Origin of the sequence: Lactiplantibacillus fabifermentans DSM 21115, from assembly GCF_000498955.2 — a bacterium.
Taxonomy (GTDB): domain Bacteria; phylum Bacillota; class Bacilli; order Lactobacillales; family Lactobacillaceae; genus Lactiplantibacillus; species Lactiplantibacillus fabifermentans.
The window spans coordinates 1-13,335 of record NZ_AYGX02000078.1; the positions used below are offsets into that span (position 1 = coordinate 1).

7 protein-coding genes are annotated in these 13,335 nt (G+C 45.1%); 6 read left to right on the forward strand and 1 reads right to left on the reverse strand.

Features of this window, described 5'->3' with window-relative positions:
* Positions 1–516 precede the first annotated feature (516 nt).
* The 3 genes from rpoB to DY78_RS06895 are packed head-to-tail and all read left to right on the forward strand — an operon-like array spanning position 517 to position 8,059.
* Positions 517–4,131, forward strand: coding sequence for a DNA-directed RNA polymerase subunit beta (rpoB, locus tag DY78_RS06885; protein ID WP_082621231.1), 3,615 nt, complete (start codon positions 517–519; stop codon positions 4,129–4,131).
* A 17-nt stretch (positions 4,132–4,148) separates the two neighbouring features.
* A complete protein-coding gene (gene rpoC, locus DY78_RS06890; protein WP_024625295.1) occupies positions 4,149–7,790 on the forward strand; it encodes a DNA-directed RNA polymerase subunit beta' in 3,642 nt (1,213 codons plus the stop codon).
* Positions 7,791–7,840: 50 nt separating this feature from the next.
* Entirely contained in the window at positions 7,841–8,059 is a 219-nt protein-coding gene (locus DY78_RS06895; protein WP_033613679.1) for a hypothetical protein, read from the forward strand.
* Positions 8,060–8,238: 179 nt separating this feature from the next.
* On the opposite strand, the gene DY78_RS06900 is transcribed toward DY78_RS06895, so the two are convergent.
* Positions 8,239–8,940 (reverse strand): prepilin peptidase, encoded by a 702-nt coding sequence (locus DY78_RS06900; protein ID WP_024625294.1) that lies wholly within the window; start codon positions 8,938–8,940, stop codon positions 8,239–8,241.
* A gap of 598 nt (positions 8,941–9,538) precedes the next feature.
* Between DY78_RS06900 and rpsL the strand changes: the two genes are divergently transcribed.
* The 3 genes from rpsL (at position 9,539) to fusA (ending at position 12,704) form a co-directional block, all read left to right on the forward strand.
* Positions 9,539–9,952, forward strand: a complete 414-nt coding sequence (rpsL, locus tag DY78_RS06905) for a 30S ribosomal protein S12 (RefSeq protein WP_024625293.1) — start codon at positions 9,539–9,541, stop codon at positions 9,950–9,952.
* Positions 9,953–9,968: 16 nt separating this feature from the next.
* Positions 9,969–10,439: a 30S ribosomal protein S7 gene (gene rpsG / locus DY78_RS06910; RefSeq protein WP_024625292.1), complete on the forward strand. Its 471-nt coding sequence runs from the start codon at positions 9,969–9,971 to the stop codon at positions 10,437–10,439.
* Between the two features lie 168 nt (positions 10,440–10,607).
* On the forward strand, positions 10,608–12,704 hold the full coding sequence (fusA, locus tag DY78_RS06915) for an elongation factor G (RefSeq protein ID WP_024625291.1): 2,097 nt from the start codon (positions 10,608–10,610) through the stop codon (positions 12,702–12,704).
* Positions 12,705–13,335: the final 631 nt, after the last annotated feature.

Consider the following 13,335-nt stretch of genomic DNA (forward strand, 5'->3'; position numbering starts at 1 on the left):
CAGGTTATGCTGAACAATTTGTCCAAAAATTCGGATTAAATTTGCAATCTACCATGCAATTAAATAGCAAATAAATTTGAGCCGGTCGTCACGCGGGTGGTGCGCCGTGTCGCAATTGTGGGTTGGTGGGTAGGCCGACGCGCAATTGGGATCGCCTTTTGAAACTGGCAACGGGTTATGGCCAGGTCCAAAAGCGCCCTCGAGACCGCTCTTTGGCTCGAGGTCTACCCCATGGCGCACCACCCGCGTGACGACCGGCTGAACCAACATCTGAATAGAAGTTTTTAGGTTGACAACCAATAGTAATAGCTGTATATTATATCTTGTCTGTAACCGTGAACTCGAACAAATGCGCAATCTATTGTCTGCGCTGTTTGTTAATATAAATCCAAAAATAGTTAACTTAAACGACTATTTTTGGTTTTTTTATGGCCAAAATTCGGTAAATAACGCATTTGTAACACAAATGTAATATTTAAAGCGAGTGGCGGCCGGGTTCCGGAATAATAAGAAGGGGTGAACAACTTGGCCGGACATTTAGTAAAATACGGTAAACACCGTACCCGTAGAAGTTATGCGCGTATCAAGGAAGTTCTTGATTTGCCTAACTTGATCGAAATCCAAACCGATTCTTATCAATGGTTCTTGGATGAAGGTCTCCGGGAAATGTTTGAAGATATTATGCCAATCGACGATTTCGCAGGGAAACTTTCACTTGAATTTGTCGACTATCAACTATTAGAACCAAAGTACACCGTCGAAGAAGCTCGTGAACATGATGCCAACTACTCGGCACCATTGCATGTAACCTTACGTTTGACTAACCATGAAAGTGGCGAAATCAAATCGCAAGACGTATTCTTCGGTGATTTCCCATTGATGACTGAACAAGGGACTTTCATTATTAATGGTGCCGAACGGGTCATTGTTTCACAATTGGTTCGTTCACCCGGTGTTTACTTCAATGAAGAATTAGATAAAAATGGTCGTCCTAGCTACGGCACAACGGTTATTCCTAACCGTGGGGCTTGGTTAGAATTAGAAACTGACGCCAAAAATATTGCTTATGTTCGGATTGACCGGACGCGGAAGATTCCATTAACGGAATTAGTACGGGCATTAGGTTATGGCTCAGATGACGACATCATCGATATGTTAGGTGAAACTGACAGCTTGATGAATACTTTGGAAAAAGATGTTCACAAGAATACCGATGACTCACGGGTTGAAGAATCCTTGAAAGATATCTACGAACGGCTACGTCCTGGTGAACCTAAGACGGCGGACAGTTCACGGAGTCTTTTGACGGCGCGTTTCTTCGATCCAAAACGTTACGACTTTGCCCCAGTTGGGCGTTACAAAGTTAACAAGAAGTTAAGCATGAAGACCCGTTTAACTGGTCAAACCTTAGCGGAAACGTTAGCTGACCCTGATACTGGTGAAGTTATTGCGCAAAAGGGTGACTTAATCGACAAGAACGTCATGGCTAAATTAGCCCCATACTTGGAACGTGACGATTTCAAGACGGTGACGTACACACCTTCTGACGAATCAGTTGTAACAAACCCAATGGTCTTACAAGTGGTTAAAGTTTACTCACAAAACGACCCTGAAAAAGTTGTTAACGTGATTGGTAATGGCAACATCGATATTAAGTTCAAGCATATTGTGCCAGCTGATATCATTGCTTCCATCAACTACTTCTTTAACTTACAAGAAGGCCTTGGCACGACTGATGATATTGATCACTTGGGTAACCGTCGGATTCGCTCAGTTGGTGAATTATTACAAAACCAATTCCGCATCGGGTTATCACGGATGGAACGGGTGGTTCGCGAACGGATGTCAATCCAAGACGCTGCTACCGTTACCCCACAACAATTGATCAACATTCGACCAGTTGTGGCTTCAATTAAAGAATTCTTTGGGTCATCACAATTGTCACAATTCATGGACCAAACCAATCCGCTTGGTGAATTAACGCATAAGCGTCGTTTATCAGCCCTTGGTCCTGGTGGTTTAACGCGTGACCGGGCCGGTTATGAAGTCCGAGACGTTCACTATACCCACTATGGTCGGATGTGCCCAATTGAAACGCCTGAAGGTCCTAACATCGGTTTGATTAACAGTTTGTCATCATATGCCAAAGTTAACCGTTACGGCTTCATCGAAACGCCATACCGGCGTGTCGATTGGACGACGCATAAGGTTACTGACAAGATTGACTACTTAGCAGCCGACGAAGAAGACCAATTTGTTATCGCCCAAGCCAACTCCCCATTAAACGATGATGGTTCCTTCGTGGAAGACACCGTTTTAGCACGGGAAAAGGAAGAAAACTTGGAAACGTCCATCGAAAATGTCGATTACATGGACGTCTCGCCAAAACAAGTTGTCGCTGTCGCAACGGCATGTATTCCTTTCTTGGAAAACGATGACTCTAACCGGGCCTTGATGGGTGCCAACATGCAACGGCAAGCCGTTCCTTTGCTTAATCCACACGCCCCATTAATCGGGACTGGGATTGAATACAAAGCGGCCCATGACTCGGGGATTGCGTTAATTAACCGGCATGAAGGAACTGTGGAATACGTTGATGCGCGTGAAGTTCGCGTTCGACGTGACGATGGTTCACTTGATACCTACAAATTAATGAAGTTCCGTCGTTCTAATGGTGGTAAGAACTACAACCAACGGCCAATCGTTAAAGTTGGCGACCGCGTTGATAACGACGAAGTCTTAGCCGATGGTCCAGCTATGGAAGGCGGGGAATTAGCCTTAGGGCAAAACCCATTAGTTGCCTTCATGACTTGGAATGGTTATAACTTCGAAGATGCCATCATTATTAATGAACGCTTAGTCCGTGAAGATGTTTACACGTCAATTCATATTGAAGAATACGAATCAGAAGCACGTGATACGAAACTCGGACCTGAAGAAATGACACGTGAAATTCCTAACGTTGGGGAAGACGCTTTGAAGAACCTCGACGAAGATGGGATTATCCGCGTTGGTGCTGAAGTTAAAGACGGTGACATCTTAGTTGGTAAAGTAACGCCTAAAGGGGTTACGGAATTATCAGCTGAAGAACGTTTGTTACACGCTATCTTCGGTGAAAAAGCGCGTGAAGTTCGGGATACGTCACTCCGTGTACCTCATGGTGGCGGCGGGATTATCCAAGATGTTAAGATCTTCACTCGTGAAAATGGTGACGAATTATCACCTGGTGTTAACATGATGGTCCGCGTTTACATTGCGCAAAAGCGGAAGATTCAAGTTGGTGACAAGATGGCCGGGCGGCATGGTAACAAAGGGACCGTTTCAATCGTGGTTCCTCAAGAAGACATGCCATACATGCCAGATGGGACGCCAATTGATATCATGTTGAGCCCAATGGGTGTGCCTTCACGGATGAACATTGGACAAGTATTGGAATTGCATTTAGGGATGGCTGCTCGTAAGTTAGGCATCCACATGGCCACACCAGTCTTTGATGGGGCGCGTGATTCTGATATTTGGAAAGCTGTTCGTGAAGCCGGTATCGATGAAGACGGTAAGTCAATCGTCTACGATGGCCGGACTGGTGAACCATTCGACAAGCGTGTCGCTGTTGGGGTTATGCACTATATGAAGCTTAGCCACATGGTCGACGATAAGATCCATGCCCGTTCAATCGGACCTTACTCCTTAGTTACGCAACAACCACTCGGTGGGAAAGCGCAATTTGGTGGTCAGCGTTTCGGTGAAATGGAAGTTTGGGCGCTTGAAGCATACGGTGCCGCTTATACGTTACAAGAAATCTTGACTTACAAGTCTGATGACGTGGTTGGTCGGGTTAAGACGTATGAAGCCATTGTTAAGGGCGAACCAATTCCTAAGCCAGGGGTCCCAGAATCATTCCGGGTCTTGGTTAAAGAATTACAAGCACTGGGCCTTGATATGAAGGTCTTGGATGCTGAAGAAAAAGAAATCGAATTGCGGGATATGGATGACGATGACGATGATGTCGTTAACGTTGATGCCTTGAGCAAATTCCAGCAAGAACAAGAACAAAAAGCTGCTGACAAGCCAGCCAAAGCTGACAAATCAACGGCCGATGCAACAACCAACGCTCACCCAGATAATCAATAAAAAGGGAGGTCGGTCCTTTGATCGATGTCAACAAGTTTGAAAGCATGCAAATCGGTCTGGCATCCCCAGACAAGATTCGCAGCTGGTCATATGGCGAAGTCAAAAAGCCTGAAACCATTAACTACCGGACATTGAAACCTGAAAAAGACGGTTTGTTTGACGAACGGATTTTTGGTCCTACTAAGGATTGGGAATGTGCTTGTGGTAAATACAAACGAATTCGTTATAAAGGTATTGTCTGTGACCGTTGTGGGGTCGAAGTTACCCGTAGTAAAGTCCGTCGCGAACGGATGGGTCACATCGAACTCGCAGCACCAGTTACACACATCTGGTACTTCAAGGGTATTCCTAGCCGGATGGGCTTAGTCTTAGACATGAGCCCCCGCGCACTTGAAGAAATCATTTACTTCGCCTCATACGTTGTTATCGAACCAGGTAACACGCCACTTGAAAAGAAGCAATTGCTTTCTGAACGTGAATACCGTGAAAAGAAAGCCCAATACGGCAATGAATTTGAAGCCGCAATGGGTGCCGAAGCCATCAAACGCTTATTAAATGACGTGGATCTTGAAAAAGAAGCGCGCGATTTAAAGGAAGCCTTAAAAGATGCTTCTGGTCAAAAACGTACCCGGGCCGTTCGGCGGCTTGATATTGTCGAAGCTTTCGTTACGTCTGGTAACGAACCGGCTTGGATGGTAATGGATGCGATTCCGGTTATCCCACCGGACTTACGGCCAATGGTTCAATTGGAAGGTGGGCGTTTCGCCACTTCTGACTTGAATGATTTGTACCGTCGGGTAATCAACCGTAACAACCGGTTGAAGCGTTTATTAGATTTAAACGCACCTGGGATTATCGTACAAAACGAAAAGCGGATGTTGCAAGAAGCTGTTGATGCCTTGATTGATAACGGGCGGCGTGGTCGTCCCGTTGCTGGTCCTGGTAACCGACCATTGAAGTCACTTTCACACATGTTGAAAGGGAAGCAAGGGCGGTTCCGTCAAAACTTACTTGGTAAACGGGTCGACTATTCTGGTCGTTCGGTTATCGACGTTGGGCCTTTCTTGAAGATGAACCAAATGGGGTTACCACGTCAAATGGCGTTGGAACTCTTCAAGCCATTCATCATGAAAGAATTGGTTAAACGGGAATTAGCTTCAAACATCAAGAATGCTAAACGTAAGATTGAACACGCTGACGATGATGTTTGGGGTGTCTTGGAAGATGTTATTAAAGAACATCCAGTGCTCTTAAACCGGGCCCCTACGCTTCACCGTTTAGGGATTCAAGCGTTCGAACCAGTCTTAGTTAGTGGTAAAGCGATGCGGTTACATCCATTGGCTTGTGAAGCTTACAATGCCGATTTCGATGGGGACCAAATGGCCATTCACTTGCCTTTATCTGATGAAGCGCAAGCTGAAGCCCGCTTACTCATGTTAGCTGCCCATCATATCTTGGCACCTAAGGACGGGAAACCCGTTGTTACACCATCTCAAGATATGGTTATCGGTAACTACTACTTGACGACTGAAGAAGTTGGTCGTGAAGGCGAAGGCATGATCTTTAAAGACTTGAATGAAGCCCAAAAAGCTTACCAATCTGGTTATGTGCACATGCACAGCCGTGTTGGGATTCAAGTTTCATCAATGCCAACTAAGCCATTCACTGACGAACAAAAACAAGGCGTCTTAGTGACGACCGTTGGTAAGGCGATTTTTAATGACATTTTGCCAGACAAATTCCCTTACTTGAACGAACCAACTAATGACAACTTGATCAACGGGACGCCGGCGAAGTACTTCTTGAAGCCGGGTGAAGATATTCATCAATTCTTAGATGCGCAAGATATCATCATGCCATTTAAGAAGGGTTTCTTGGCGGACATCATCGCTGAAGTTTACAAACAATACCATGTGACGGCAACGTCACTCTTGCTTGACCGTATGAAAGACTTAGGTTACAACATTTCAACTAAGTCTGGTTTAACGGTCGGGGTTGCCGATGTGACTGATTTGAAAGAAAAACCAGAAATCATCGACGAAGCCCATAAGCAAGTTAACACGATTTCAAAACAATTCCGTCGTGGTTTAATTACTGATGACGAACGTTATGAACGGGTTATCGGTGTTTGGAACGATGCCAAAGATAAGATTCAACAAAAACTGATTGATAGTTTCAGCCCGGATAACCCAATCTTTATGATGAGTGATTCAGGTGCGCGTGGTAACATCTCAAACTTTACTCAGTTAGCTGGGATGCGTGGTTTGATGGCTGCCCCTAATGGGAAGATCATGGAATTGCCAATCCTTTCAAACTTCCGTGAAGGTTTGTCTGTCTTGGAAATGTTTATCTCGACCCATGGTGCCCGTAAAGGGATGACCGATACGGCCTTGAAGACTGCCAACTCAGGTTACTTGACTCGTCGACTTGTCGATGTTGCTCAAGATGTTATTGTTCGTGAAAAAGACTGTGGGACCGACCGTGGGTTACGACTTACGGCGATCATGGAAGGTAACGAAGTTATCGAACCATTGTACGACCGGATCTTAGGCCGTTACTCCATGAAGACGGTCTTTGACCCAGAAACCCATGAAGAGATCATTGGCAATAACGTCTTAATCGACGAAGAAATTGCCCAAAAGATCGTTGATGCTGGTGTGACTGAAGTAACCATTCGTTCAGCCTTCACTTGCAACACGAAACATGGGGTTTGTGAACATTGCTACGGCCGTAACATGGCTACCGGTGACGAAGTTGAAGTCGGTGAAGCTGTTGGGACTGTCGCTGCACAATCAATCGGTGAACCCGGTACTCAACTTACCATGCGGACTTTCCATACTGGTGGGGTTGCCGGAGACGATATCACCCAAGGGTTGCCTCGTGTTCAAGAAATTGTTGAATCACGTAATCCTAAAGGGCGTGCCGAAATCACCGAAGTTACTGGGACGGTTGAATCAATCGAAGAAAATCCAGCGGAACGGACTAAGGAAATTACGATTAAGGGTGAAACTGATACCCGGACGTATACCTTACCATTGACGGCGCGGATGGCGGTTAGTGAAGGCGACTTTATTCACCGTGGTGCGGCCTTAAACGTTGGGTCAATTGATCCTAAACAATTAATCCAAGTTCGGGACGTCTTATCAACTGAAAACTACTTGCTCCGTGAAGTCCAACGGGTTTACCGGATGCAAGGGGTTGAAATTGGCGATAAGCACGTTGAAATCATGATTCGGCAAATGTTGCGTAAAGTTCGGGTCATGGATCCGGGCGATACCGATGTCTTGCCTGGGACTTTGATGGATATCGCGGACTTCAAGGATGAAAACTACAAGACGTTGATTGCTGGTGGGATTCCAGCAACGTCACGCCCAGTTATTCTTGGGATTACTAAGGCTGCCTTGGAAACGAACAGTTTCTTATCAGCGGCTTCCTTCCAAGAAACAACGCGGGTCTTAACTGATGCGGCTATCCGTGGTAAGAACGATCCATTGATCGGGCTTAAGGAAAATGTCATCATTGGTAAGATTATCCCTGCTGGGACTGGTATGCCGGTTTACCGTCATATTAAGCCTAAAGAAGTTGGGAACGTGGCTGATGGGGTTTACTCAATCAGCGACCTTGAAAAACAAATGCAAGAACAAGACGCTAGCAAGTAATTGCTGACCGTTTAGTTCTGAAGGGACGACCATTCAGTTGGTCGTCCTTTTTGTTGTGGTTAAAAATCTGGTTAGCCGTGATTGCCGCCGGTTGTGCGGGAGTGGGCCGCCGTGGGGCAGACCTCGGGCCAAAGGGCGGTCCCGAGGGCGCTTGGGCACCTGACCGTAACCCGTTGTCAGTTACCCAAGTCGGCCCCCAGTTGGTGTCGGAAAAAGCACCGTCACCAGCTGGCGACACGGCGGCCCACTTCCGCACGACCGGCTCTTAACTGGCTAAGTTGATTTTCAAAATTAATTTGAATGATGGTGAGTCGGCGGTGAGAACGGATTAGTTTTGATATGGCATGGTGTTTTGCCATCAAATGACATGCTATTTGACATTCAAGCATGAGCGGCCCTGGTTAGTCCGGTATGAAGCGATGACGGCATTATGATGACTGGTCGATATTCAGAAAACTGATATGCCAGTCTGGTTAAGCTGGGTACACAGAATGAAACTCCAAGTCATAAAGGGTACAAAGGGAATCGGTGCGCGTTTGCGGCGAAGAATCAAAATAACTAATGCGGCGATGGCAGCTAAGGTGAGACTGCCAATGACTAGTGCTGGTGACGCCACGGCGCTCAGCATTAATAGAATGTCGATATCCCCACTGCCAAGCCGGTTGGTGAACTTGGCAATTAAGTACAGGATAATAATTAAACCAATGACCAAGTAAAATGGCCCATCCCAGGTTGGCGGCTGTAACCACCAACCGAGGAGTAGGGGACCAATGATGGTGGCTGGATAAATATTAAGGGTTAAATAATCGGTGAGACTATTAAAGAGTAAAATGATGTAGCAAAATAATAGTAGCAATAAATTCGGTGATGGATTAATGCCGACCGCCATGGTTAAGACGCCGGCAACGAGCTCGATTAACGTTGACCGCCAATTGATTACGGCATGACAATCCCAGCAACGTCCCCGTTGGATTAAGATGCCCAGTATCGGGATCAATTGCCACCACCGCAATTGATGATGACACGTGGGACAAGCTGAACGGGACAGCGACCATAGCGGTAAGTTCAGACACAAGCGTTCCGCCATACAAGTAATAAAAGAGCCCAGCATGGAACCAATCATAAAAGTCATTAGTGTAGCTAAAAGCATCCAATTCCCCCTAACAAATAAAGTGAAACACTAGCAATAACTCACAAAATTTGGCATAATGGCACTTATGCGCAATTAATCTTCACGATGATACTATTCAGAAAAGTTGCGGCGTTTTTACAAGGTCAGTCATCAGAATATAGTTAAGACATGTAATCTAGTGACCGGAGACGGGCCAAATGCTCAGCCGCCAAATTATACTAAATGGGCAGTGCTTTTCTGACCATTTAGTATAAGGTCAGTTTTCGAGACCGCTTTTTGGCTCGAAAATGGCCGGCAGCGTTCCAGCATTTGGCCCGCCGCAGGGAACGGCAGTTAACAAGCGACTCAAAGTTTCTCAGTTGAAAACTCACCCCTACACTTACAAAATACGCAAATAAATGTCGAATCATTTATTGACACATCTGAATCATCATGGTAATCTAGTGAAGGTGCTTTTTGCAGACAGATTCCTGTATAGGAATACAGACATGCTGACTGGTCGGCTAAGCGCACAAAATTTGTCATGCTTCAGGCTTTTCTTTTTACTTTAAAAAGAACCACCTGGATGTGTGGACTTAAAAAACTAAGAGATATTGGAAGGAGGACACTTTAGAACATGCCAACAATTAACCAATTAATTCGTAAAGGCCGTAAGTCTAAAGTATCAAAATCAAATTCCCCAGCTTTGAACTTCGGGTATAACAGTTACAAGAAGGTTCAAACTAACAACCCAGCACCACAAAAGCGGGGCGTTGCTACTCGTGTCGGCACGATGACTCCTAAGAAGCCTAACTCGGCCTTACGGAAATACGCACGTGTACGTTTATCAAACCTTATCGAAGTTACAGCTTACATTCCTGGTATTGGCCACAACCTCCAAGAACATAGTGTTGTTTTAATTCGTGGTGGTCGTGTTAAAGATTTACCTGGTGTACGTTATCACGTTGTCCGGGGTGCTTTAGATACTGCCGGTGTCGAAGATCGTCGCCAAAGCCGTTCTAAGTACGGTACTAAAAAGCCAAAAGCCTAACAAGGAGGTAAGTTAAATGCCAAGAAAAGGACAACCTGCAAAGCGCGAAGTTTTGCCAGACCCAATGTACGATTCTAAATTAGTTACGCGTTTAATCAACCACTTAATGTTAGATGGTAAACGTGGGACTGCATCAACAATTTTGTATGATGCTTTTGATCAAATTAAAGAACAAACTGGTAACGAACCTTTAGAAGTCTTCGAAGAAGCGATGAAGAACGTTATGCCAGTACTTGAAGTTAAGGCCCGCCGTGTTGGTGGTTCTAACTACCAAGTTCCTATCGAAGTTCGTCCAGACCGTAAAACGACCTTGGGCCTTCGTTGGATCGTTCAATATGCTCGCTTACGTGGCGAACATACAATGTCCGACCGGTTAGCTCGTGAAATCATGGATGCTGCCAACAATACTGGTGCATCTGTTAAGAAACGTGAAGATACTCACCGTATGGCTGAAGCCAACCGTGCCTTTGCACATTATCGTTGGTAATATTTTCAAGTTTCAGTTAAAGCTCGCCTTTAACTAAACGAAACAACAAAGGTGGCTATTATATGTGAGCATATAGTAGTCATTTTTTGAAAAAAGCTTTATGCTTGCCTATAATAATAGGTTCTATTGTTAATTCAATTTAATATTGAGAGGAGTAACACATTTCTTATGGCTAACACACGAGAATTTTCACTCGATAAGACTCGTAACATTGGTATCATGGCGCATATTGATGCCGGTAAAACGACTACTACCGAACGTATCTTGTACTATACTGGTAAAATTCACAAAATTGGTGAAACCCATGATGGTGCTTCACAAATGGACTGGATGGCCCAAGAACAAGAACGTGGGATTACCATTACCTCTGCTGCGACGACTGCCCAGTGGAAAAACCACCGTATTAACATCATCGATACCCCAGGACACGTTGACTTCACCGTTGAAGTTGAACGTTCACTTCGGGTTTTAGACGGTGCTATCGCTGTTTTGGATGCCCAATCTGGTGTTGAACCTCAAACTGAAACTGTTTGGCGTCAAGCATCAACGTATAACGTTCCGCGGATCGTTTTCGTTAACAAGATGGACAAAATTGGTGCGGACTTCAAGTATTCTGTAAGCACTATTCATGATCGTTTACAAGCTAACGCCCACGCTATCCAATTACCAATTGGTGCCGAAGACAATTTCGAAGGGGTCATTGACTTAATCGAAATGAAAGCTGACCTTTATGATGAAGATCAACTTGGTACTGAATGGGATACGGTTGACGTTCCTGACGAATACAAAGAAGAAGCCCAAGCTGCTCGTGATGACTTAATCGAAGCCTTAGCTGACATCGATGACGGTATCATGGAAAAATACCTTGGTGGCGAAGAAATCTCTAAAGATGAAATCAAAGCTGCTATCCGTAAAGGTACGTTAGCCCTTGAATTCTTCCCTGTTTTAGCTGGTTCAGCCTTCAAGAACAAGGGTGTTCAAATGTTAATGGACGCCGTAGTGGACTACTTACCATCACCACTTGATGTTAAGCCTTACAAGGCCACTGATCCTGAAACTGACGAAGAAGTTGACTTAATCGCCGGTGATGACAAGCCATTCGCCGCCTTAGCATTTAAGGTTGCTACTGACCCATTCGTTGGTCGTTTGACTTTCATCCGGGTATACCAAGGGACTTTGGAATCAGGTTCATACGTCTTGAACGCAACTAAGGACAAGCGTGAACGTGTTGGTCGTTTACTTCAAATGCATTCTAACCAACGGAAAGAAATCCCAGAAGTATTCTCTGGTGATATCGCCGCTGCCATTGGTTTGAAGAACACGACTACTGGTGACTCATTGACTTCTGTTGACCATCCATACCACTTGGAATCAATGGAATTCCCTGACCCAGTTATCCAAGTTGCCGTTGAACCTAAGACTAAAGCTGACCAAGACAAGATGAACGTTGCCTTACAAAAGCTTTCTGAAGAAGATCCTACTTTCAAGGCTGAAACTAACCCTGAAACTGGTGAAACTTTGATCGCTGGGATGGGTGAATTGCATTTGGACATCATCGTTGACCGGATGCGTCGTGAATTCAACGTTGAAGCAACTGTTGGTGCACCTCAAGTTTCATATCGTGAAACTTTCACCAAGAGCACGCAAGTTCAAGGTAAGTTCGTTCACCAATCTGGTGGTAAAGGTCAATATGGGGATGTTTGGGTTGAATTTACACCTAACGAAGAAGGTAAAGGCTTCGAATTCGAAGATGCCATCGTCGGTGGGGTTGTTCCTCGTGAATACATTCCTTCAGTTGAACAAGGTTTGAAGGAAGCTATGGCTAACGGTGTGTTAGCTGGCTATCCATTAGTTGACGTTAAGGCTAAACTCTATGATGGGTCTTACCATGATGTCGATTCTAGTGAAGCTGCCTTCAAGATTGCTGCATCATTAGCCTTACGGAATGCCGTTAAGACTGCTGGTCCAGTTATCCTTGAACCTATCATGAAGGTTGATATCGTGGCACCTGAAGATTACTTAGGTGATGTTATGGGCCACGTTACCGCTCGTCGTGGTAACATCGAAGGTATGGAAGAACGTGGGAACGCTCAAGAAGTTCATGCGTACGTACCTTTGGCTGAAATGTTCGGTTATGCAACTACCTTACGTTCAGCTACTCAAGGCCGTGGGACTTTCACAATGACATTTGATCATTACGAAAAGGTACCAAAGTCTGTTCAAGAAGATATCATCAAGAAAAATGGCGGTACTCCTGCCGAATAAGCTTGATTAAAAAAGTCGTTGAGCCTTGTGCTCAGCGGCTTTTTTTAATACATATATTTTATTGCTATCGCTACTTGCCGCCTGCCGCAACTAATGGGCGACGCTGTGGGGCGACCCTGGCAAATGTGTGCAGATTGCCGCCTCCAGCCACTAGGATGAGCCACCGTGGCGCAGACCTGAAGCCAAAGAGCGGTCTTCAGGGCGGTTGCGAGCCTTACCAAGCCCGTAAGTCTCGCAACACGGCGCAGATTCTAACCGAGCCAACAACGCTCGCTAAGAATCTCGACACGGTGGTCATCCTAGTGGCTTCCGGCTCATGATTGATTTTCGTTCTAAGTGGGATATAGTGGTTCCTTATCATTGAGCACAAGTTTTATAGAGTGAGAGGACAAGTTAAAATGTGGCAAGTTTATTAAATATGAGTACCTGTGTTGAAGTGATGGGCGACAGACGATATGACGTGTGGTTAAACGTAGTATACGTTACGTGTGTTGTGAAATTTTATTAATCCGGGAAAGCTTATGAATCGCTAACCTTGAACGTACATGGTCAGAAACGAATCTGGTAATTGTATGTATAAGGTAGATTGCAAATTTAATCCGAATTTTTGGACAAATTGTTCAGCATAACC

Coding starts and splice junctions, on each gene's coding strand:
- DY78_RS06900 (WP_024625294.1), bottom strand. CDS start 8,940: ATGCTTTTAGCTACACTAATGACTTTTATGATTGGTTCCATGCTGGGC.
- rpsL (WP_024625293.1), top strand. CDS start 9,539: ATGCCAACAATTAACCAATTAATTCGTAAAGGCCGTAAGTCTAAAGTA.
- rpsG (WP_024625292.1), top strand. CDS start 9,969: ATGCCAAGAAAAGGACAACCTGCAAAGCGCGAAGTTTTGCCAGACCCA.
- fusA (WP_024625291.1), top strand. CDS start 10,608: ATGGCTAACACACGAGAATTTTCACTCGATAAGACTCGTAACATTGGT.